The sequence below is a fragment of the Spirosoma endophyticum genome, assembly GCF_900112365.1.
In the GTDB taxonomy this organism is placed as follows: Bacteria; Bacteroidota; Bacteroidia; order Cytophagales; family Spirosomataceae; genus Spirosoma; species Spirosoma endophyticum.
On record NZ_FOLQ01000008.1, the window covers coordinates 293475 to 316775 of the forward strand.

Annotated in this window: 22 protein-coding genes; 12 read left to right on the top strand and 10 right to left on the bottom strand. The window is 47.5% G+C overall.

The features are described from left to right. The first annotated feature begins 67 nt into the window (after positions 1–67). Complete coding sequence (locus tag BM202_RS20905; RefSeq protein ID WP_143100723.1) at positions 68–757, top strand: hypothetical protein; 690 nt, start codon at positions 68–70, stop codon at positions 755–757. A 145-nt stretch (positions 758–902) separates the two neighbouring features. Here the strand turns inward: BM202_RS20905 and BM202_RS20910 are convergent, their stop codons facing one another. The 3 genes from BM202_RS20910 to yidD form a co-directional block, all read right to left on the bottom strand. Beyond that, positions 903–1301, bottom strand: a complete 399-nt coding sequence (locus BM202_RS20910; protein ID WP_245776731.1) for a DUF4174 domain-containing protein — start codon at positions 1299–1301, stop codon at positions 903–905. A gap of 75 nt (positions 1302–1376) precedes the next feature. Further along, the gene (locus tag BM202_RS20915) at positions 1377–1751 is read right to left on the bottom strand and encodes a co-chaperone GroES (RefSeq protein WP_093829714.1); all 375 of its coding nucleotides are present in this window, start codon (positions 1749–1751) and stop codon (positions 1377–1379) included. 114 nt (positions 1752–1865) lie between these two features. Further along, entirely contained in the window at positions 1866–2075 is a 210-nt protein-coding gene (yidD, locus tag BM202_RS20920) for a membrane protein insertion efficiency factor YidD (protein WP_093829716.1), read from the bottom strand. A gap of 99 nt (positions 2076–2174) precedes the next feature. On the opposite strand from yidD, the gene lgt reads away from it, so the two are divergent. From lgt to BM202_RS20940, 4 genes are all read left to right on the top strand, one after another. Beyond that, entirely contained in the window at positions 2175–3020 is an 846-nt protein-coding gene (gene lgt / locus BM202_RS20925; protein WP_093829718.1) for a prolipoprotein diacylglyceryl transferase, read from the top strand. A 173-nt stretch (positions 3021–3193) separates the two neighbouring features. After that, positions 3194–5302, top strand: coding sequence for a S9 family peptidase (locus BM202_RS20930; RefSeq protein ID WP_093829774.1), 2109 nt, complete (start codon positions 3194–3196; stop codon positions 5300–5302). A 13-nt stretch (positions 5303–5315) separates the two neighbouring features. Further along, positions 5316–6950, top strand: a complete 1635-nt coding sequence (locus tag BM202_RS20935; protein ID WP_093829720.1) for a M1 family metallopeptidase — start codon at positions 5316–5318, stop codon at positions 6948–6950. A gap of 107 nt (positions 6951–7057) precedes the next feature. Next, positions 7058–7681: a transposase gene (locus tag BM202_RS20940; protein WP_093829722.1), complete on the top strand. Its 624-nt coding sequence runs from the start codon at positions 7058–7060 to the stop codon at positions 7679–7681. Between the two features lie 75 nt (positions 7682–7756). Here the strand turns inward: BM202_RS20940 and BM202_RS20945 are convergent, their stop codons facing one another. Next, positions 7757–8698 carry a carbohydrate kinase family protein gene (locus BM202_RS20945; protein WP_177236640.1) on the bottom strand — a complete coding sequence of 314 codons (942 nt, stop codon included), beginning with the start codon at positions 8696–8698 and terminating at the stop codon, positions 7757–7759. 86 nt (positions 8699–8784) lie between these two features. Next, a complete protein-coding gene (locus BM202_RS20950; protein ID WP_093829724.1) occupies positions 8785–10164 on the bottom strand; it encodes an MFS transporter in 1380 nt (459 codons plus the stop codon). 121 nt (positions 10165–10285) lie between these two features. Between BM202_RS20950 and BM202_RS20955 the strand changes: the two genes are divergently transcribed. After that, a complete protein-coding gene (locus BM202_RS20955) occupies positions 10286–11722 on the top strand; it encodes a BamA/TamA family outer membrane protein (protein WP_093829726.1) in 1437 nt (478 codons plus the stop codon). A gap of 1 nt (position 11723) precedes the next feature. Here BM202_RS20955 and BM202_RS20960 read toward each other — a convergent pair whose 3' ends face one another. Together BM202_RS20960 and BM202_RS39090 are read right to left on the bottom strand one after the other, a co-directional pair. Further along, positions 11724–12089 carry a hypothetical protein gene (locus BM202_RS20960; RefSeq protein WP_093829728.1) on the bottom strand — a complete coding sequence of 122 codons (366 nt, stop codon included), beginning with the start codon at positions 12087–12089 and terminating at the stop codon, positions 11724–11726. Beyond that, on the bottom strand, positions 12086–12310 hold the full coding sequence (locus BM202_RS39090; protein WP_093829730.1) for a DUF4160 domain-containing protein: 225 nt from the start codon (positions 12308–12310) through the stop codon (positions 12086–12088). The genes BM202_RS20960 and BM202_RS39090 overlap by 4 nt, the downstream gene beginning before the upstream one ends. 205 nt (positions 12311–12515) lie before the next feature. On the opposite strand from BM202_RS39090, the gene BM202_RS20970 reads away from it, so the two are divergent. Further along, positions 12516–14270 carry an ABC transporter ATP-binding protein gene (locus BM202_RS20970; RefSeq protein ID WP_093829732.1) on the top strand — a complete coding sequence of 585 codons (1755 nt, stop codon included), beginning with the start codon at positions 12516–12518 and terminating at the stop codon, positions 14268–14270. After that, positions 14254–16023, top strand: coding sequence for an ABC transporter ATP-binding protein (locus tag BM202_RS20975; protein ID WP_093829734.1), 1770 nt, complete (start codon positions 14254–14256; stop codon positions 16021–16023). Before BM202_RS20970 ends, BM202_RS20975 begins: the two co-directional genes overlap by 17 nt. A gap of 14 nt (positions 16024–16037) precedes the next feature. On the opposite strand, the gene BM202_RS20980 is transcribed toward BM202_RS20975, so the two are convergent. Further along, positions 16038–16970 carry a sterol desaturase family protein gene (locus tag BM202_RS20980; RefSeq protein ID WP_093829736.1) on the bottom strand — a complete coding sequence of 311 codons (933 nt, stop codon included), beginning with the start codon at positions 16968–16970 and terminating at the stop codon, positions 16038–16040. A 221-nt stretch (positions 16971–17191) separates the two neighbouring features. On the opposite strand from BM202_RS20980, the gene BM202_RS20985 reads away from it, so the two are divergent. Continuing rightward, positions 17192–17773 carry a hypothetical protein gene (locus BM202_RS20985; RefSeq protein WP_093829738.1) on the top strand — a complete coding sequence of 194 codons (582 nt, stop codon included), beginning with the start codon at positions 17192–17194 and terminating at the stop codon, positions 17771–17773. 84 nt (positions 17774–17857) lie between these two features. Here the strand turns inward: BM202_RS20985 and BM202_RS20990 are convergent, their stop codons facing one another. Both BM202_RS20990 and BM202_RS20995 read right to left on the bottom strand, forming a co-directional pair. Then, the gene (locus tag BM202_RS20990; protein WP_093829740.1) at positions 17858–18928 is read right to left on the bottom strand and encodes a branched-chain amino acid aminotransferase; all 1071 of its coding nucleotides are present in this window, start codon (positions 18926–18928) and stop codon (positions 17858–17860) included. Between the two features lie 147 nt (positions 18929–19075). Further along, positions 19076–19642, bottom strand: a complete 567-nt coding sequence (locus BM202_RS20995) for a cob(I)yrinic acid a,c-diamide adenosyltransferase (RefSeq protein WP_093829778.1) — start codon at positions 19640–19642, stop codon at positions 19076–19078. A gap of 173 nt (positions 19643–19815) precedes the next feature. Between BM202_RS20995 and BM202_RS21000 the strand changes: the two genes are divergently transcribed. The 3 genes from BM202_RS21000 (at position 19816) to tyrS (ending at position 22926) form a co-directional block, all read left to right on the top strand. After that, positions 19816–20325 (top strand): hypothetical protein, encoded by a 510-nt coding sequence (locus tag BM202_RS21000; RefSeq protein ID WP_093829780.1) that lies wholly within the window; start codon positions 19816–19818, stop codon positions 20323–20325. After that, positions 20318–21532 (top strand): S-adenosylmethionine:tRNA ribosyltransferase-isomerase, encoded by a 1215-nt coding sequence (locus tag BM202_RS21005; protein ID WP_093829742.1) that lies wholly within the window; start codon positions 20318–20320, stop codon positions 21530–21532. The genes BM202_RS21000 and BM202_RS21005 overlap by 8 nt, the downstream gene beginning before the upstream one ends. A 92-nt stretch (positions 21533–21624) precedes the next feature. Then, positions 21625–22926, top strand: coding sequence for a tyrosine--tRNA ligase (gene tyrS, locus BM202_RS21010; protein ID WP_093829744.1), 1302 nt, complete (start codon positions 21625–21627; stop codon positions 22924–22926). Positions 22927–23301: the final 375 nt, after the last annotated feature.

The following is a 23301-nucleotide window of genomic DNA, read 5'->3' on the forward strand; positions in this document are numbered from 1 at the left end:
TGTTTTGTCATCAGCAGCCTAAAACCGTATGCACAAACAATTTTATATCGGACTCACGTGCTTAATCGTGATCGCAACAACATACGCCCGATCTCAGCCGATAATAACGTCTTCGGATGCGAACACCGTGCAAACCATTCAGATCTACGATCCCTACCTTACACGCTACAAAAACATTGAGGGATCGCCCTATTTGCCCTCAGAAACGATGAGCAATGGGTGGATCATGGATGGGAATAAGCGGACAAACACCCAGCTACGGTACAATTCTCAAACGGGCGAAGTCGAATATATTCAGGACAAGCAGGTGATGACGCCTAAAAATCCCGTTTCCGAATTTGTGATCTGGGGTCCTGATACACTGACATTCAAAAAAGGCTTTCCGGCTGTAGGGACATGGACCACCAACGAATTTTATCAGGTACTTCACGATGGACGTATGACCAAGCTGGTGAAACACATCCGGTCTGATATCAAGAAAAATACGAACCCAATGGAGAATGACTTTGGCAAGGAAAGGTTTGATACACGGGAAGAGTATTATGTATGGATTGCCAATGCAAAACCTCCCTCCGAAAATTATTTTCTAAAACTAGCGGATGGTCAAATGAAGTCGGTAGTAGCCAGCAAAAAGTCACTGGTGGCTGCGCTGCCGCAGCAGGCCGCCCGTATCGATCAGTATGCGGCCGATCAAAAAGTGAAACTAAAATCCTGGTCCGAAGTAGCCGGAGCGCTACGTTATCTGGATAGTCAATAAGTCTGACCGCGCGGGCGGCCCCGCCGGGATTTATGTGATTTAACTGACTGACTATGATTTTATGAACTGGCTTTCTCTGAAAGCAAAATCAAAGTCAGTCAGTTAAATCACATAAATCCCGGTGGGGCCGCCCGCGCGGTCAGACTTATTGTTTACTTTCCTGTTTTCGCATCGGCATGCTGTCGATCGTGTCGAACAGTTCCTTGGTTGAGACAGGCTTTTTATAGGTTTTCTTCACTCCTCCATCTTTGCCAATTAACCAGCCTGCAAATCCATCGGATGGATTGAGCTTGTAATCATGCATCAGGAACTGGCGGTCGGGTTCCATGACCGTTGACGCAACCAGCACGATAACGTCCAGATCACGTTCCGCTACCCCTTCATGCGCTTCGGTGAGGGCTTCCTGTTGTTCAAGGCTATAATGTTGCGCATCATCGCGTACATAAAGCAACAGCACACGCCGATGATCTTTCTTTTCGCTTAGTATCGCTTTCAGCGATTTTTGCTGGTTCGCTACGCTTTCCATAAAAAAAGTAAGCCCCATTAGCAGGACTGTCAATGATATCAACCAATGGCTTCGCATAGTGTTTGCCGCAATGCGGCTTTCCAGCCGCGGTTTCTACAAATCTTCCAGTCGTTCCAACATCAGGATTGAGCCTTGCGGCACAATGACGTACTGCTCGCCTTCGTACTGCAACTCGATGGCGTTACGTTGCAGATACAGCGCGACATCACCTTCCTGTGCCTGAAGCGGCATGTATTTTACTTTTTCTTCGGTTTTCCGCCAGGGCTCATCTTCCGTTGGCGTAGGAATAGGATAACCCGGTCCTACCTTAATAACATAACCCGACTGAACTTGTTCTTTTTCCTGTACGGTTGGGGGTAAGTATAAACCGCTGCTTGTACGGTCGGTGGGATCTTTGGGTTTGATGAGCACACGGTCGCCCACAATAATCAGGCGTTTCAGTTTATTATCTGCAGTTATACCAAGCATAGTAGTCAATAATCAATAGTAATTAGTGGATAGTCAAAAATCAGGCGGATTTGTGTGACAGGTCAAAATGTCATAGTCCCATAGCCACGAATGGCTGTTGAAAGTGGGCTGAAATTAGGGCACTGGATCGTAGCCATGCCCACCCCACGGATGGCACCGGCTAATGCGTTTCAGGCCCATCCATCCACCCCGAATAGCGCCGTGTTTTTGAATGGCTTCGATGGTGTACTGCGAACAGGTTGGTGTATAACGACAGGCATTGGGAAAGTAAGGTGACACAATGGCCTGATAAACCTTAACCAGTCCAATCAGAATTGACTTCATCATAAACAGGTAAACACCAAAACAGCCAAAAACTTTCCCGCAATACGTATCTTTGCTCGCCGTCGTTCATAAATCAATCGACATTGCCACTGATTCTATATGCTTCAATACATTATTTGGGAAGTTAATCCCGAAATTTTTCACATAGGCTCGTTTTCGGTGCGTTGGTATGGCCTTTTATTCGCACTGGGGTTTCTGATCGGGATGCAGATTATGGGCTATATTTTCAAGAAAGAGAACAAGCCCGTTGCTGATACCGACACACTCCTGATTTACATGGTTGTAGCCACAATTCTGGGTGCTCGCATCGGTCATTTTCTGTTCTATGAACCTGAAGTTTTACTTCATCATCCTCTAACCGTTATTACGCCACCTTTTGCTGGTTTGGCCAGTCACGGGGCTACGATTGGTATCTTAACGGGCTTGTGGCTGTATTCACGCCGGAAAGAAAGCCGACTGACGAACCAGACTTTTCTGTGGGTAACGGATCGTATTGTCATCGTGGTAGCCTTGGCGGGCGCCTGCATTCGCTTCGGTAACTTGATGAACTCCGAAATCGTAGGCCGCCCGACAGATTTGCCCTGGGCGTTTGTGTTCATGAATAATGCGGAATACGCGAAAATTCCGCGTCACCCGGCCCAGTTGTACGAGTCGATTACATGTTTCGTGATCTTCCTGGTGTTGCTTTGGTTCTGGAACCGCTACAAGGAACGGACACCTCGCGGAAGTATGCTGGGTATTTTCCTGATCTGGATATTCGGCCTCCGGTTTTTCTACGAATACCTGAAAGAAAATCAGGTGCCTTTCGAGGATAAATTGCCGCTAAACGTGGGCCAGATTTTGAGTATTCCTGCCGTACTGATGGGTATTTATTTCGTCATACGTAGCTACCAGACGCCGGTTGTAATATCCCCGCAGGAAGAAACCAGGAAAATCGAGTCCTGAAGAACTAAGTGCTTTGACAGAGACGGGTTCATGGAAATGCTGTATTTTTGAGGGTTACTTACCTCAACTATACACTTCATTCCGTGAACCCGTCTTTTTCTATTTTCCGGCTGGCCTTGCTCCTGGCTGCCGTTCCCTTCTGTTTTGCAAAGGCACAGATACCCGGCCGTCAGATGCACTGGAGCGCCGATGGTAATGCCTATGCGGCTGTTGAACAGGGAGATATTGTACAAACCGATATTCGTACGAGCCGTAAAACCAGTCTGTTATCAAAGGAAAAATTGCGTCGTCCCGGGAGCGACTCAGTAATGCCTGTTGCTGATTTTGCATTCACACCCGACAGTGCCAACGTACTGATTTTTACCAACACCGCTCGCGTATGGCGCTATAATACACGGGGAGATTATTATTTCATCAACCGAAATACCGGACAGATTCGCCAGGTAGGAAAGGGACGCCCCATGCAGTCGCTCATGTATGCCAAGTTATCACCGGATGGACGTAATGTAGCGTACGTAAGTGAACACAACCTGTTTACCGAAGACGTAGCAACAGGTAAGCTAACGCAACTCACCACCGACGGAACCCGTAAACGTATCAACGGTACGTTCGACTGGGCCTATGAAGAAGAGTTTGGTTGCCGTGACGGTTTCCGATGGAGTCCGGATAGTAAACAGATTGCCTACTGGCAGGTGGATGCCACCCACATTCGGGATTATTTGATGCTGAATACAACCGATTCGGCTTATTCGCACGTAGTGCCGGTTGAGTATCCGAAAGTAGGCGAAAGTCCATCACCTGCACGTATTGGAATGGTGTCTGCCTTGGGTGGAAAAACCAACTGGCTCAATCTTCCCGGTGATCCGCAGCAGCATTACCTCATTCGGATGGAGTGGCTTCCCAAGGGAGGAAGCGTGATTGTGCAGCAGTTGAACCGTAAACAGAACGAAAGTAAAGTGTTTATCTGCCAGGCCACCAATCAGGCCGTTATGCCAATTTACACTGAAACCGACAAAGCCTGGATTGATGGAAAAGAGCGCTGGAATAACGATGACCCAAGTGGTTGGGAGTGGCTGGAGGGTGGCAAATCCTTTGCCTGGGTGTCTGAAAAAGATGGCTGGCGGCATTTGTACCGCTTGGCAATTGACGGTAAAAACGAACTTTTATTGACACCGGGCACGTATGACATTGAGTCGATTAGTCGGATCGACGAGGCAGGTGGCCAGCTTTACTTTATTGCCTCACCCCAAAATACAAACCAGCGTTACCTCTACCGAACCCGCCTGGATGGCAAAGGGAAAGCTGAACGTATAACACCCGCCAGTTTATCGGGAACGCACGATTATACCATCTCGCCAAATGGTCGACTGGCGCAACACAGCTTTACAAATTACCTGACGCCACCCGTGCGCGAGTGGATTAGCTTGCCCGATCATAAGGCCGTTAACGCGCCGGAAAGCATTGAATCGCGCATGAAGCCCGTTGCCAAACCAAACGTTAGCTTTTTTAACCTGACCACAGACGACGGCGTAACGCTGGACGGCTGGATGGCCAAGCCTACGGATTTCGACAGCACAAAGAAATACCCGATTGTTTTCTATGTCTACGGCGAACCCGCCAGCAGTACGGTCAATGATGTTTTTTCGGTGGGCATGAATCGGATGTTTTTGGGTGATATGGCCAAAGCGGGTTACATCTACGTAGCACTCGACAATCGGGGGACGCCAAATTTGAAAGGAGCCGCCTGGCGGAAGTCGATTTACCGGCAGATTGGGCGTACCAACATCCGCGATCAGGCAATGGGGGCCAGGAAATTATTTTCTCAACACGCTTACATTGACACGAGTCGTGTGGCGGTTTGGGGATGGAGCGGGGGCGGGTCCACTACGTTGCATTTGCTTTTCCAGCACCCCGAGATTTACAAAACGGGAATTTCCATTGCTGCCGTCGGAAACCAGTTATTTTACGACAACATTTATCAGGAACGGTATATGGGTTTGCCACAGGAAAACCGGGAGGATTTCGTGGCTGGTTCGCCCATTACGTATGCTAAAAATCTACAGGGAAATTTGCTCTATATTCACGGCACCGGCGACGATAACGTACATTACGACAATGCCGAAGTGCTGATCAATGAGTTGGTGAAATATAACAAGCAGTTTCAGCTGATGTCGTATCCAAACCGGACGCACAGTATTTCGGAAGGGCCGGGCACATCTGTACACCTTCGAACGCTATACACCAATTACCTGCTTAAATACTGCCCACCCGGTCCGCGCTAACTGACGATAAACCATGACCCGATTTGTAAGTTTATGCCTGTTGCTAGTGCTGCCCATGCTCACGCAGGCGCAACGCTACGTGTTTACCCATGACGACACGCTACGTGGTTCCATCACGCCCGAGCGGGCCTGGTGGGATCTGGCTTTTTATCACCTTAACGTTCGCGTGCAACCTACCGATAGTACGTTGAGTGGCTCGACGCTCATTCGATATCGCGTGCTGAAACCCGGTCAGACCATGCAGGTGGACTTACAACGGCCATTGCGAGTCGTTCGCGTTTTGCAGGACGGCAAACCACTGGCCTTTAAACAGGATGGTAACGCCTATTTTGTAAAGTTGATCAAGGTTCAACGGCCTGGACAGACGGAATCGGTAACGGTAGAATATGCCGGAAAGCCACGCGTGGCGAAACGTCCTCCCTGGGATGGAGGCCTGGTCTGGTCGCACGACAAAGCCGGGAATTGGTTTATTGCTACGGCCTGTCAGGGATTGGGTGCCAGCGCGTGGTGGCCCTGCAAGGATCACATGTACGATGAGCCAGACTCGATGGCCATTAGCGTAACCGTTCCCGAAGACCTGACCGACGTATCGAATGGTCGGCTACGAAAGGTGACAACCAACCCAGATCACACCCGAACTTTCGATTGGTACGTCGTAAATCCGATCAACAATTATGGCGTTAATCTCAACATTGCCCGGTATGAGCACTGGTCAGAAGTTTATAAAGGGGACAAAGGTCCGCTGGCGTTGAACTACTACGTTCTTCCCGAACACCTCGATTCGGCCAAAACGCAGTTTCAGCAGGTGCCCAAAATGATGAAGGCGTTTGAGTACTGGTTTGGCCCATACCCGTTCTATGAAGACGGCTACAAACTGGTTGAAACGCCGTATCTCGGTATGGAACACCAGAGCTCGGTGACCTACGGGAACCACTTTCAAAACGGCTACCTGGGCCGCGACCTTTCCCGAACGGGCTGGGGCTTGCTCTGGGATTTTATTATCGTTCACGAGTCGGGGCACGAGTGGTTTGCCAATAATATTACCTACAAGGACGTAGCCGACATGTGGATTCACGAGAGTTTTACGAACTATTCGGAATGCCTGTTTACGGAGTATTATTATGGGAAAGATGCTGGTGCGCAATACGTAATCGGGTGTCGCGCCAATATTCGGAATGATAAACCGATTATTGGTACGTATAATGTTAACCATGAGGGGTCATCAGATATGTACTATAAAGGGGGCAATATGCTCCATACCATCCGGCAACTCGTAAACAACGACGACAAATGGCGGCAGTTGCTACGTGGCATGAACAAAACGTTCTATCACCAGACCGTCACGGCGAAGCAAATCGAGGAGTACATGATCCAGCAAACGGGAATTAATCTGAAACCCGTATTCGATCAATACCTGCGCGACGTTCGAATTCCCATGCTTGAATATCGTCCGGTTGCGGGGGGGATTCAGTACCGCTGGGCCAATTGTGTAACAGGTTTTGCCATGCCAGTTCAGGTTTGTCTGGGCGAATCAGGACCTTATAAACTGCTACAGCCCACGGCACAGTGGAAAACGTTGCCTGTTCAACAGGAAAGCGTACTGACTGTCGATGCCAATTATTACGTATTGAGCAAGCGAGTTGAGTAGTGGGTTTCATTCATAACAACGTTTACTCAAAAGTTAATACGTTGTATGCCAGGAATACGTAGTTTGCTGACAAATAAATCATTAGCCCATTCTCATTTTCAACTACCATGCAAACAAACCTAAACCTGCTCTGGATCGGATTGCTATCAGTAACATTATTGACTGGTTGTGGAGGAAATAAGGAGGAAGAGGAAAAAAAAGACGAAGAATCCGTATCCGTGATGGGTGCCGCAAGTGCGGTGAAAGAACTGGCCGCTCAGGCTGAAGAGATGTCGAAAAAAGGGCCTACTGAAACGATCGACTTTCGAAAATTGAAGGAGATGCTTCCGGCCGATGCGGATGGATTGCCCCGGAAAGAAGCTACGGGTGAGAAAAACGGCGCAGCTGGTTATAATGTATCGACCGCCGAGGGAAAATATGGAAATGAAGATGGAAGTGAAACGATTGATCTCACGATTGTGGATGCGGGTGGTGGACCGATGCTGATGGGGCTGGCGGCCTGGTCGATGATTGATATCGATAAAGAGACGGAAAACGGCTACGAAAAAACCAGTAAAATGGGCGATAATAAGTCGTACGAAAAATACGATAACAAAGATAAAAACGGTGAAATTGCGGTGCTGGTAAACAAACGATTTATTATTACGGCGGAGGGTCGTGGCGTAAGTATGGACAAGATCAAAGCAGCCCTCGAAGACATTGATTTAGATAAATTAGAGGATTTGAAGTAAGGCAACTAAGAGAGACAGTTCAAACAGGCGTGCCACGGTTTGGAACTGTGGCACGCCTGTTTGATTTTAACTGAGCTACAAAAACTGCTCATAGATTAATTTCCGGTCAACTTTATCTGGTAGCGGACCTTGTCGGGTTAGTTTCATTTTGGCCAGAGCTGCACCAGCAATCGCACAATTCCCGGGTGCGTATCCATCTAAATGTGCCGTCAGGAAACCAGCCCAATACGCATCTCCGGCGCCCGTTACATCGACAACATCAATTTTTTTACCGGGGATTCTTGCCTGCTTACGTCCCTTCTCATAGGATACCAGACTGCCATTTGCACCAAGTGTCAGGCAAATAACTGTTGCGCCCATTTGATGGAAATCGTTCAGAATGCGCTCTGGCGCTTGAGGGGAGCCATATAAACGTTCGGCATCATCCTCGCTGATTTTAACCAGTGCGCCAGCCGAACAATATTCCGTAATCACACGCCAGGCCTGCTCACGGTCGGGCCAGATCGTAGGCGCGTAATTGGCGTCAATCGTAACCTGGCAACCGGCGGCCTGTGCCCGTTTAGCGGCATCGACAATGGTGTCCTGCGCCGGTTGACGGCTTAAAGCAAAGCAGGTCGTATGAAATAACTGGGCTTGTGCCAACAAGGAGTCGGGCAATTGTTCGGGCTTGATTATAGAGTCGGCATGGCGGTAGGCAACAAAGTCGGGTGTACCGGCCGTACGGGAAACCAGCACAATACTGGTCGGCTCCAGCGGATCAGACGTAATGAATTGAATGTCAACGCCAGACTCTTCAACTTGTCGGGTTAAGTATTCACCAATATTGTCGTTGCCAACACAGGCGACTAAGGCAGTTGAGTTCCCCAGTCTGGCCATATTCGACGCCATATTCGCCGGGCTACCACCCTGATACCGACGAAAATCCTGCGCATCAAGCAAACTTCTCGACACATGATGACCGATAAAATCGGCCAGTAATTCACCAACAGAAAGGAGGGCGTAGGGGCGTTGTGACATAATTATCAAAAAAGATTCCGATTGCAAACTACTCGACACGGGAGGAGATTGCAATCGGAACAGAAAATTAAAAACAAGTTTATGTATTAATTTCCGCCGGGTTCAATCGGGAAAGCGGCTTCCTGGCTGGCTTTATTTTCGTTTACCAGAAAACAGGAACCGGCCGCTAAAAGGAGACAGACACCCGCCAATGCCAGTGCGTTACGCGGGTCGTTTTTCAGTAATGTCGGGTAGAAAAAACGTACGGTTAGGTTGTTAACGATCTGGGGAACAACAATAAAGCCATTGAAAATGCCCATATAAACACCCATACGTTCGGGAGGTACCGAACCGGACAGTAATACATAGGGCATGGACAGAATTGATCCCCAGGCCAACCCCACTAAGGTCATCCCGATAAAGAAAACATATTTATCGTCTGACAGCAGCATCGATAGAAAACCCAGCCCACCAATTGTCAGGAACGTAGCGTGTGTAGCCCGACGGCCAATGCGTTCGGCAATGGCGGGCAGGAAAAAAGAAATACTGAAACAGCCTACGTTGAACATGGCAAAGCAAAGATTTCCCCATTCGGTGCCTTCCTGAAAGCCCGGAGAGTCGGCATTGGGGGCATTGAAGGCATGGCGAGCCACGGCCAGTGTTAAATATTGCCACATAAGCGGCAGGCCGAACCACGTAAAGAACTTGACCCACCACAGTTGTTTCATGGTGGCCGGCATTTCTTTAATGGCTAGAAAAATTTCCGAAAAAGCCCCACCTATGCCGCTGCCTTCCTGTTTCTGGCGTTTGAATTCCTCCATGTCATCTGGTGGGTATTCATTCGTTGTATAGACCGTCCACAAAACGGCCAGCAGAACGGCGACACCGCCAATATAAAACGGGAATTTTATGCTATCGGGAATTACACCAGCCGCCACAACCGCCGTTGTTGTTAAGCCCAGAAGTCGAAAAATGGTTGGCATCAGATTCGCCAGGGTTTGGCCAAATCCCACAAAGAAACTTTGCACGGCAAACCCCAAATCGCGCTGCTGATCGTTGAGTTTGTCGCCAATAAACGCGCGAAACGGCTCTTGTGTAATGTTGAGCCCCGTGTCAAGAATCCACATCAGGCTAGCGGCCATCCACAGGGCTGACGAATTGGGCATGAGGAATAAAGCCAGACTGGTAACGATGGCTCCGATCAGGAAAAAGGGTTTTCGGCGGCCCCAGCGCGTTGACCAGGTGCGGTCACTTATAGAGCCAATAATTGGCTGTACGATCAGCCCGGTTATAGGACCTGCCAGCCATAGAATCGGGATGTTGGCTTCGTCGGCATTCAGATACCGAAAAATGGGACTCATGTTGGCTTGCTGCAAACCGAAACCATATTGAATACCAAAAAATCCGAAACTCATGTTCCAGATTTGCCAAAAACGCAGTGTAGGTTTAGCTTTCTTAGCTGGCTTCTGAATATTTCCTGTTTGCATAGATTGTCGTATATTTAACAGTCATCATAGATTTTACTAAATAGCGAACAATAATACATACGTATTTGCAGGATATGGGGATATACTTGTCTTATTTTTTTGAAAAGACGTACTTTTGAGCATGATTCCCAAAACGTGGCCACCCGTTGTTCTGCTACTGATGGCGCTACTCGTATCGTCTCAATTTACGCGGGCGGATGGATTAGTCGACTCCACACAAAAAGTTGTTGTTCGATCGGTTACGCTCAAGGGAAACTACCGCACCCGCGACCGGATTATCTTACGGGAAATGACACTCCACGTTGGCGACTCTGTCCGGCTTTCTACCCTGCCGGAGCGTGTATCCTGGGATCAGCGAAATATCAATAACACGACACTTTTTGTTACGGTAGATACCGAGACGCGGCTTACTCCATCCGATGATTCGACCCAGCTTACCCAGCTCGATCTGACGATCATCATGAAAGAGCGATGGTACCTCATTGCCTATCCGGTGTTCGATCTGGCTGACCGGAATTTTAATGAGTGGTGGTATGACCGGGGGCGTGATTTCAGCCGGGTTATTTATGGGGGCCACCTCAGTTACCGCAACGTAACGGGCAACAATGACCGACTTCAGGTAATCATTGAGCGGGGGTTTCTGCAACGAACTGTCCTATCTTATGCCAAACCCTATATTGATAAAGCGCAGCGGATTGGGTTGCGGGTCGATGTGGGATACATAACGAACAAAGAAATTCCATACCGGACGCTGGCCGATAAATGGGTTTACGTAAAGTCAGAAGATGTACTTCGCGAACGCCGGTACGCAGCTGTCACGCTGACCCACCGGCGCGGGCTGTATCACTACCACACGCTCGATACGCGGTATACGCACAACACCATTGCCGACACCATAGCCCGTATTAACCCAGACTATTTTCTCGATGGCCGGACTAATCAAAAATTCCTGGCCATGAGTTATACGTATCGGTATGACCGGCGCGATAACGTCGTGTATCCGTTGCGGGGTACGTTGTTTTCAGGTAATGCTGGTGTATCGGGCATCTTGCCGGGTGACAACTTTCACTTTCTGGATCTGTCGGCATCCATGACGCGTTACTGGCCGTTGGGTAATCGGTTTTACGCAGCGGGTAGTTTGCGGGGGCGTTCAACCTGGCCAACCCGCCAACCTTATTTCAATCTGCGTGGTCTGGGAAATTCCGTCGACAACGTCCGGGGCTACGAATTATACGTAATAGACGGACAGCGGACGGCAACCTGGCGAAATAGCATTCGCTATCAGCTTGTTAATACGCGAAAACAACTCAATTGGCTGCACATTCGTCAATTCAACACCGTGCCGATTTCGATCTACGTAACAGGTTTCGCCGATGCGGGCTATGTTAGGAGCACCGTGGCAGAACAGTACCAGAGTCAATTGGCCAATCGCCTTCTTGTTGGAACTGGTATGAGCCTGGACATCGTGTCATTTTACAACCTGGTGATGCGTTTTAGTGGGACAATTAACGCCCAGGGAAAGTCTGGTTTTTTCTTCAATCTGGCGCAGGAGTTGTAAGTTAAGCAGCTTGTTGTCTATCGGTAATGGGTACTAAACGGTAGAACTCTAAAGGTTGGCTTTTGATGTATAAACCATCCGCATCATAGGTCAGAGGGCTTTTTTGTTCACTGGCAACTCCTGATTCATCCCAATATTTATGGGATGTTAAAATATTAACCCACTGGAGTGTTTTCTGCTCACTAATGGAGACATACTTGAAGAGTTCATAATCAAGTAAGGAACTCTCTGACGGATGTTGTTCCAACTTCCATTCCTGAAAAATTAGCTCAAAATCAATAACCCGCACTTCACCGGTTGACCAGCGACAGGTTATTTTGAATGGCTCGACTTTAATTATTTCAGTAATACGTGGTAACTGACTCATAGTTGTTGTAATCGAATAAATTCGTCTAACAGTTCATTTTGAACTAATCCAGCCCATTTTAGTACGCGCTTTAGTTGTTTGCCTGGTAGCTCGCCAACCATAATTTCTAGTGTTCTACTATTAATTAAGGCTTCATATTCAGCGTAGTAAGCATGAAAATGGGCTGGATTATGGTCACGTGGATAAATATAAATTCGGACGCCATCAAATGAGCTAAACATTAGTCAAAGTTGACAAAATTATTATTCCGAACAATAGAATCTAATCTGCCCAACACTATGCATAATTGAGTTATTCTATAAATCCACTCTCATTTTAATGTTCTGTTAATGTGTCTGCCAACCACGCTACATGGCGGTACGTTCCTAATTTACTTACCTTTGGGTGATGCTTCATCTTAGCTAAAGCCTCCATTTGCCATTGAATATGGATAACGCTATTCCCCAAAAAGAAGCGCCCAGGAAGCCGTCATCTCCCTTGCTTAGTCTGCTGAAACCCTATTCCCGAATGATCACATTGCTGATCATTCTGGCATTGGTCAGTAATAGCGTGAACTTGCTATTGCCGATGATTATCAAACATGGGATCGACACTTACTCGGCCGGTACGTATGTGCTGCGAACCACGATCGTCGAGTTTCTGGTGGCGGCACTATTCATTTTTGTCTTCACCTATCTGCAAAGTGTCGTCCAGACGTACGCGTCGGAGCGGGTAGCGAAGGATTTACGTACCGAACTGGCAGCGAAAATTTCGCGTCAAAGCTTTGCCTATATTCAACAGGCCAATCCATCCCGATTGTTGACCAACCTGACGTCGGATATTGATTCGGTTAAACTGTTTGTTTCGCAGGCAATTGTGTCGATCGTTTCGTCCCTATGCATCATTATTGGCGCCGGTATATTGTTGATAAACATTAATTGGAAGCTAGCTTTAGCTGTATTGACCATAGTACCGATCATCGGTGTTACGTTCTTTCTGGTGCTGAAAAAAGTGCGGGTTCTGTTCGTCAAAAGCCGCGAAGTAATCGACTGGCTCAATAAAGTCATCAACGAAAGTATTCTGGGTTCGTCATTAATTCGGGTGCTTAATTCCCAACAACTTGAGTATAATAAGTTTCTGGCGGCTAATACCGATGCCAAAGAGTTAGGGCTGGCTATTCTGCGACTGTTTGCGGGCCTCATTCCGGTTATCAGTTTTACGGCTGGTATGGCTGGGCTGGCTATCCTGGTGTTAGGTGGCAAATTTGTCATTACCGGAAGTATGTCGCTGGGCGATTTTGCCGCTTTCAATGGCTACCTGGCCATGTTAGTTTTCCCGATCATCGTCATTGGTTTCATGAGCAATGTGATTGCGCAGGCATCGGCTTCTTATCAGCGCGTTAGCGAAGTACTTCAGGCACCCGAAACAGCTAACACGGGTAAGGTGAAAAAAACGCTGAACGGCGATATTGAATTACAGAACGTATCGGTTTACTATGGTGAAAAGCCCGCGCTGAAGAATATTTCCTTCTCCGTGAATGCCGGAACACGAACGGCCATTGTCGGACCAACGGCAGCGGGTAAAAGTCAGTTATTATTCCTGCTGACGGGTTTGATTAAGCCCACGGAGGGTAGCGTACACTACGACGGTATCCCGATCGACAGCTATGATGAAGATGTTTTCCACCAGCAGGTTGGGTTTGTCTTTCAGGATAGTATCATTTTCAACTTGAGCCTTCGTGAGAACATTGCCTTCAGCGAAACCGTAACCGATGCGTCCTTGGAGAAAGCCATCACTACGTCCGAATTAAGCGGTTTTATTGATTCTTTACCCAATAAATTACAAACGGTTGTTTCCGAACGGGGTTCCAGCCTTTCGGGTGGGCAGAAACAACGTATCATGCTGGCCCGTGCGCTGGCGCTCAATCCCAATGTGTTGTTACTGGACGATTTCACCGCTCGGGTCGATACCAGCACAGAACAGAAAATTCTGGCTAACGTTCAGCAGAATTATCCCGGCCTGACGCTCATTGCCGTGACCCAGAAAATCGCTTCTATTGAAGACTATGAACAGATAATTCTGCTCATGGAAGGCGAAATTATTGCCATAGGGACACATCTGGAACTGATGCAAACCAGTCCCGAATACGTTCAGATCTATCAATCGCAACGTAGCACCAGCCAATATGAACTACGATCTTAAACAGTTTGTCGGGCAGAAAGAAGAGAAAAACGCTACGTATAAAGCCCTTCGAAAATTGCTGGCCCTGATTGACGATGAACGCCAGACACTCATTCTGGCTTTTATCGCCATTCTGGTCAACTCAGGATTAACCTTAGTCGGTCCGATGCTGGTTGGTCAAACGGTCGACACGTATATTCAGACGAAACAGTATGACGGTGTCCTGCGAAATGTGAGTATTCTGCTGGTCGTTTACGTGGTCGCTTTCGGAACCAATTACCTGCAATCGCGCCTGATGGGCGGGGTAGGGCAGCGCACCCTGTTTAAACTTCGGAATGCGGTATTCAATAAGCTGCAGGATTTGCCTGTGGCGTTTTTCAATCAGAACAAAGCGGGCGACCTCATTTCCCGGATCAATAACGACACCGATAAACTCAATCAGTTTTTTTCGCAATCGTTGATGCAGTTCGTGGGGAGTATTTTTATTATGACCGGGGCGGGCCTGTTTCTGTTGTTTATCGACCTGCCACTGGGAGCGGCAGCGTTGTCTCCGGCTATTCTGATGTGGGTTTTCACCCAAGCGACAGCGGCCTGGGTAAAACGAAAAAATGCCGTTAACCTGAATAGTGTCGGAAATATGAGTGCCGAAATTCAGGAAAGCCTGACCAATTTCAAGGTGATCATTGCCTTTAACCGACGCGATTATTTTCGGAAACGTTTTGAGGAAGCAAACCAGCAAAACTATAAAACTGCTATCGGAGCCGGTTTGGCCAACAACATTTTTATGCCCGTGATTGGACTGGCTGCCAATTTTGGCCAGTTAATCGTACTCACCTTCGGCATCTACCTAATTTCAACGGGTCATTTCTCCGTCGGTCTGCTGATCAGCTTTTTATCGTACATCACTAATTTCTATAATCCGCTTCGCCAACTCGCTACGTTGTGGGCAAACTTTCAGGTAGCCATGGCGGCCTGGGATCGAATATCGCACCTACTGGCTATGCAAACGAATTTACAAACGGTCGAAAATTTGCAAACAGAACCAGACGCAGACGCTCCGCTCCTGGCTTTTCGGAACGTATCGTTTAGTTATCCGGATGGCCAGGAGGTGCTACACACGATCAACTTTGATTTGGAACGGGGCAAAACCTATGCGTTAGTAGGCCCAACGGGCGGTGGAAAAACCACAACCGCGTCACTGATTGCCCGCTTATACGACCCGACAAGTGGAACCGTATTGCTTGATGGTAAAGACATACGTTCCTACAGTTCAGAGGAACGCACTCGTAAGATTGGCTTCATTTTGCAGGAGCCGTTTCTGTTCACCGGTACCGTTCGGGAAAATATTCTTTATGGCAATGTGGCCTATCAATCCTATTCCAATGAGCAACTGGCGGAGGTTATCCGAAAGGCAAATCTGGACGGATTGCTGGAGCGGTTCGACAATGGACTGGACACCAAAGTTCAGACGACTGGCGATGCGATCAGCTTGGGACAGAAACAGTTGATTGCGTTCATGCGGGCTGTGTTACGTCATCCAGATTTGCTGATACTGGACGAAGCCACAGCCAATATTGATACGATTACTGAACAATTGCTGGACGAAATCCTGCAAAATTTGCCCGAAAAAACGACACGTATCATCATTGCCCATCGCCTGAACACCATTGAAAGCGCCGACGAGATATTCTTTATCAATGCTGGGCAGGTTTCGCTGGCTGGCTCGTTCGATAATGCAGTCGATATGCTTCTGCACGGAAAACGCGTGAGCTAAAGAAAATGGATTAGCTAGACGGCTACCTCGCTGTCAACGGCTTCCCGAATCTCCTGCTGCTTCTTCTCTTCCGCAATTTTGATGGGGCTACCAAAAATGTAAAAGAGCTTTTTACGAAGTCCTTTCGCCTGCTTCACATCCCTGGCCATATCGGTGAGTTCGTGGAAATTGATAAAGATCGGGTTGGCTTTGTTCGGAATGTTAGTAGTGATACCATACGTAACCGGCTCAATCTCAGGCTCAAATGTGCCGAATATACGATCCCAGAAAATGAATGTAGCCCCAAAATTCTTATCAATATATTGGTCCTGCGTACCGTGATGTACGCGGTGATTGGAGGGCGTAGCAAAAATGTATTCGACCCAGGCGGGCAGCCGACGGATATATTCAGTATGTACCCAAAACTGGAATAAAACCGCAATCTGGTTCGTCACGAAAAAGATAATCGGGTGAAAGCCCATGAACGCTACGGGCAAAAAGAAGATAATCTTCAAATGTTGTATCCAGCTCAGTCGATAGGAAACCGTTAGATTATAATGTTCCCCGGAGTGATGCACTACATGCGTAGCCCACCAGAATCGCTGCTCGTGCGAAACGCGGTGTGCCCAATAGCTGAAAAAATCGTAAATAACGTAGCACGGAATCAATGTCCACCACTGCAATTCCATCCGCCAGGGAATCAGATTATACACCCAGATACACAAATAAAGTAGTCCGACCTTCAGGCCCGCGGTGACAACGAGATTGCCCAGACCCACCAGAATAGAACCGATCGTTTCCTTTTTCTCGTAGAACTCCTTCTCCTGATAGTACGTAACGACCATCTCAATGACGGTGAAAAACAGCATGACAGGAACCGCCCACAGGATAATATTAGGTATGTTCTTCTCAATCGTATGTAAATCGTCAAAGGGAATTGGAGCAGCGCCGAATAAGGGAAAATGCATAATTGAAATAGCTATTCGAGGATGAGTGTTATAACCCCATCAACTTTGTTTGGTTATTTGAGTTCCTTTAACTACTCAATTAATTAGATTAGTCTAGGATTTAATAGATAAAGTGCTACAATTGGGGCATTTGATTGTACTTTTCTAGCGAGCGGTTTTTAGGTAAAGTCCGGAATCAAATCGTGCCAATGCGCTACCTTTGTAGAATCAACCTGATACATATGAATAGACATTTCCTTACTGTAGCCATTTGCCTTTCGACCGTCTTTTTTACTGCCTGCAATAGCCGCCAGCAGACAGATAGTCAAGTTACCGATTCAACAATCAAATCGTCAGTTGCTGAAACGGCAACAGATGTCGCCATCACCGGCCACTTAGCTGATCTGGGATTGACAGCGGATAGCGATTGGCGCGGTATTAATCTCGGTGATGATTTTAGCAAAGTAAAAGCCAGCGAAAAAGGAGAATCTTTCGAGAGCGATGCAACGCATATTGGTTACACCGTTGAGTTCGCCAACCTGGAAACTGCCGATATGCTATACTATCAGGCGAATAAAAAAGTGTCCGCCATTGAGGTCGATTTATTCCTGAATAGTCGCCAGTCAGTTACGGACTATCAGAAACAGTTAGGGACGTATTTTGCCACTCGATACGGTGCGCCCAAGCCCGTAAATTCAGGAACGGTCTGGACGAATTCCAATGGTGAAACTGTTACGTTGAAAGACGTATCGAAAGGCAAAGACTTTGGCCTGAAAATCAAGATCGCTCCCGCCGGTGGCGCAACGACTGCTTCGGCGAAGTAGAGCGTTTTGCTAGGAGACAAGCCTGTAAACGCAAACGCCCCGACCACATGGCCGGGGCGTTTGTCTTCAACACATAGTATAAACCTAAACCTTGTGCATCCAACCGAAGCTGTCTTCCACTTTACCCGTACGAAGATCAGAAAGGTAATTTTTTATACGAACGGCAAAGGATTCTTCCGGCGCAAACTCCGGTAGCATATAATCCTTTCCATTGTATCCGATGAGCGAATACGGTGCCGAACCCACGGCGGTTCCCGCCCCGAAAGCTTCCGAAAGACGCCCTGCTTCAATCGCCCCAATGATTTCCTCAACCGATACCAACCGTTCTTCAACAGTAATCCCCCAACTACGGGCTATTTGTATGATCGAATCACGCGTCACACCCTTCAGAATCGAATCGGACGTAGCCGGTGTTATTAATTTGCCGTCGATCATGAACATAATATTCATCGTGCCCGACTCCTCAATGTACTTGTGCTCACGGGCATCAGTCCAGATCAATTGATCATAACCCTGTTGTTGTGCCATCAGCGTTGGGTACAGCGAACCACCGTAATTACCCGCACATTTGGCGTAGCCTACACCACCCGGAGCCGACCGGATAAACTCGGTTTCCACTTTCAGTTTGGGCGGATTTGAGTAATAAGCGCCAACCGGGCAGGTGAAAATGCAGAAACGATACGTCTTCGACGGAGCCACACCCAGGAAAGTGTCGGTCGCGAACATATAGGGCCGCACATAGAGAGAACTTTCGGGCGTATCAGGCACCCAGTCAGCATCGACACGTAGCAACGCTTCCAGTCCACCAATAAATACCTCTTCAGGAAGCGTAGCCATACACATCCGTCGGGCTGATTCGTTCATACGCTCGAAGTTGGCATAAGGGCGGAACAGCGAAACCTGGCCCGCTTCATTTTTGAAAGCTTTCATGCCTTCAAAAATGGATTGACCATAGTGTAGCGACGACAGAGCAGGACTTAGCGTGAAATTGTCGAATGGCACAATCATTTGATTTTGCCATTCACCGTCAACGAAATCAGCCACAAACATGTGGTCCGAGAAATGTTTTCCGAAAGGCAGATGATTAAAATCTACCTCCTGAATGCGGGAGTGCTCCACTTTCCGCAGTTCAATTTGAAAGACGTCCGTCGTCATAATCAGGGTATTAAGTAATGAGTCAGGTGGCTGAAAAACACCTGCGGCAAAGCTAAAAAAATAGATTGACTAAATTTAGTTGTCAAGACAACTTTTTTTTGATCGGTAGATATGGTGAGAAAATAGCTGCCAGGAAGCATCGGAAAGTCATACTCTTGGCTTCCACACAACCTCTTCGGCGTGTAATTCCTGTGCCATTTTTCGCCCTAGTACGAATAAATAATCAGATAGTCGATTGAGGTATTGCAATACGAACTCATCAACCGGGGCATTATCATTAAGACTAATCACCAAACGCTCGGCCCGCCGACAAACCGTTCGGGCCAAATGACAAAACGACACAGATTCGTGTCCACCTGGCAAAACGAACGCTCGTAGTTCCGGTAATTCGGCATCCATTTCATCCATTGCCTGTTCAAGCAACGTAATGTCTTCGGGCGCAATGGCTGGCATTGCCCGTTTGGGTCCGGTCTGGAGGGACGCTTTCATTGGATCTGTTGCCAGTTCTGAACCAACCGTAAACAGCCGATCCTGAATCTCTTTCAATAATTCTTTCCGTTCGACATTTACTGCCTGATCGCGTACTAAACCGATCCACGAATTCAGTTCGTCTACCGTTCCGTACGTGTCAATGCGCAAATCCGCTTTGCTTACCCGACGCCCACCAATAAGTGCCGTTTGCCCTTTATCTCCAGTTTTTGTGTAAATCTTCATAACCAAACTCATCAACAAATGGCTAAGCTAACGGATTTCCCCCATTCGAGCCGTACCTTTGCGCCCTGATTTGAAAAATCAGACTGATTGCTTATCAAGTCGCATTGGATTGGCCGCTCGATTCGCCTTATAACGGATCGCTCTTTCAGTCTTTCGCTCTTTCGCTTATTTACATGAAAGCAGGTACTTTTTTCGTCCGTGTGTGGCGTGTTTTGTCCATTGTCGGATTCTTATTCGCTCTGTTTAGTAGTTATATTTCGTATCCCGATAACGTAGTGGTACGTTTCGATGAACTCAATCATCCTCTCCAAACGATCAATCGGGAAACGATTTTTTACATCGCTATCGCTATATTTCTGATTAACAATACGTTGCTTAATTTGATTGGACGTCTGTTTCTTAAAGTTCCGACCGATCAGATTCCAGTACCGAATCAACATGTCTGGGCAACGCGTCGACCAGAATTGAACGTGGTTTTTAAGGAATGGTTTAGTCTATTGATGTCTGCCATTAATACGATCCTAGGTTTAGGGTTGTTGGTGCTTTCATTTCTTAACCGATCCGACCGACCGATTCGAGCAGTTGAATATGCGTGGCTATTGCCACTTAGTACGTTTATCCTGATTGCTGTGATCGCCTGGCTGCCGATTCGTTTGTTCAGAAAACCCAGTGAAGATGAGTGAAACGGATGACCTGTTGCTGAGCGAGTTTCAATACGATCTGCCCGATGAACGTATTGCCCGCTTTCCATTGCCCCGACGCGATGCATCGAAACTGCTCGTGTATAGGAATGGTCGGATTAGCCACGAACGCTTTTCCAGCTTAGCCGATCTGTTGCCTGAGGCTAGTTTTCTGGTTTTCAATAATACGAAGGTTATTCCGGCGCGGTTGTATTTTACGAAACCAACGGGAGCCATCATTGAACTGTTCTTGCTAAATCCGTTTCCAAATAATCTGCCCATCAGTCAGGCTATGGAGACGACGGGTTCAGCCATATGGCAGGGTATGATTGGCAATCGTAAACGCTGGAAACAGGACGAATCCCTGCAAACCACATTCCCGACATCAACTGGCGATGTAACACTCACAGCCGCCTGGCAGAACTACGAGACGTCGGTAGTACGTTTAAGCTGGCAACCAATAGAGTTGACATTCGCTCAGCTTATTCAGTTGGCGGGTGAGATTCCGTTACCGCCTTACCTAAAACGCGATGCTACCGACACCGACCGGGATACGTATCAGACCGTATATTCAACGCAGGAGGGAGCTGTCGCAGCGCCCACTGCCGGCTTACATTTCACCCCAGCCATATTTGACACGTTAGCTGAACATGGCCTGGAACACGATTACCTGACCCTGCATGTTGGAGCCGGAACCTTTCAGCCGATTAAAACGGATAATGTTCGGCAACATCACATGCACACGGAGCAAGTCGTCTATACACAGCAGAACCTGCTTAATTTATTGGGTCATCTGGGTCATATAATTGCAGTAGGTACTACGTCTATGCGGGCGTTGGAAAGTTTATACTGGATGGGTGTAAAACTCCTGCGTAATGAGCCTGACCCGTTTTCGCTTGATCAACAATATGCCTACCAACTCCCAACCGATCAACAGCCAAAAGTTGACGAGGCCCTAACGGCCGTTTTACGTTACCTTACTAGTACGAATAAGGAGTCGGTTGTAGCGCATACTGGTATCTATATTACACCCGGTTATCGGGTCAGAATGTGTACAGGTATAATCACCAACTTTCACCAGCCCGGCTCAACATTGATTCTGCTGATCGCTACGCTCATCGGCGACGAATGGAAGCATATATATAAGGAAGCCTTGCAAAATGATTATCGCTTCCTTAGTTACGGTGATTCGTCATTGCTTTTGCCATAAACTACTAGTTTTGCAACATTCTAAAGAGTGAAAGAGCGAATGAGCGTTACCAGGTCGCTCTTAGCTTTTTCACTCTTTCACTCTTTACAACTATGAATTTCATTGAAGAACTCCGCTGGCGTGGCATGTTGAACGACATGACCCCCGGCACCGAAGAACAGCTCCAGAAAGAAATGACAGCGGGTTACATTGGTTTCGACCCAACGGCTGCGTCACTTCATATTGGTAATCTCGCTACGGTGATGTTATTGGTGCATCTCCAACGAGCGGGTCACAAATCGTTTGCGCTGGTTGGTGGCGCTACAGGCATGATTGGCGACCCATCAGGCAAAGCATCCGAGCGCGAATTCCTGTCTGAAGAAACACTACGTCGGAACCAGGAAGGTATTCGCCACCAGCTGACCAAATTCCTTGATTTCGAAAGTGGAGTTAATTCCGCCGAAATGGTCAATAATTACGATTGGTTCAAAGAAATATCGTTCCTTGGTTTTCTTCGCGAGGCAGGCAAGCATATCACCGTCAATTACATGATGGCGAAAGATTCAGTCAAAAAGCGGCTTGAAACCGGAATTTCATTTACCGAATTCTCGTACCAACTATTACAGGGCTACGACTTTTACTGGCTCTACAAAAACAAAAACGTTCGTCTACAAATGGGTGGCTCCGATCAATGGGGCAATATCACCACTGGAACCGAACTTATCCGTCGTAAGGAAGCTGGCGAAAATGCTGCGCATGAAGACCATTTGGCCTATGCCCTGACAACACCCCTCGTAACCAAAGCCGACGGTACCAAATTTGGTAAGTCTGAAAGCGGCAATGTCTGGCTTGATCCTACTCTGACATCGCCTTATCAGTTCTACCAGTTCTGGCTCAATACAACAGATGCCGATTGTCCGCGCCTGATTCGTGTATTTACTCTCCTTTCCCGAGAGGAAATTGAAGAGCTGGAACGTCAACATGCCGAAGCACCGCATTTGCGAATCTTACAGAAAGCAATTGCCGAGGACGTAACAATTCGTATACATTCTCAGGCTGGTTATGAATTAGCCGTAAAAGCCTCAGAAGTTTTATTTGGCAAAGCCACGCTTGAGACGCTACGTTCAATTCAGGTTCATGAATTCGATGTTATTTTTGAAGGAGTACCTCAAACAGAAGTATCAGCCGAGGAACTAGCCAATAGCAAAGACATTACAGACCTGCTATCTATCGCCAGTAGGGGAGAAGTGTATGCCTCGAAAGGAGAAGCTCGTCGCGCCATTACGCAAAATGCAGTTAGTATAAACAAAACAAAAGTGGCTGATCCGGGTGCATCTACGGACTTGGAGTGGCTACAGGGACGCTATATATTGGTTTCAAAAGGGAAGAAAAATCATCTTTTAAAAAAAGTTTAGCTTTTAAGCAGCTGTAAGTGTCTGATTGGCGGGCAGTTGCCAAAGATTATTTGGTAACTGCCTGTTTATTTTTCGCCAAGGCCTTGACAAAGGCGTTTCAGCCCCCTACCTTTGCAGTCCCAAATCAGGGAAAACGGTTGACAAACCGGGCCCAACAGCCCTGTCCACCAACCGGCAAGCGTAGCCAACAGACAGATAGGGAAAATTTATTTTCTGTTTTACTTGACAAGCTAAAATAAGTCAGCTACCTTTGCACTCCCAAACAATGAGGGTGATTAAGAAACAGAGAGTAAATCACTGGCAATCAATCAATTACACGAGGGCGATTGAAAATAAAGCATAAAAAATATTTTCAATTTTACTTGACAAGTGGGA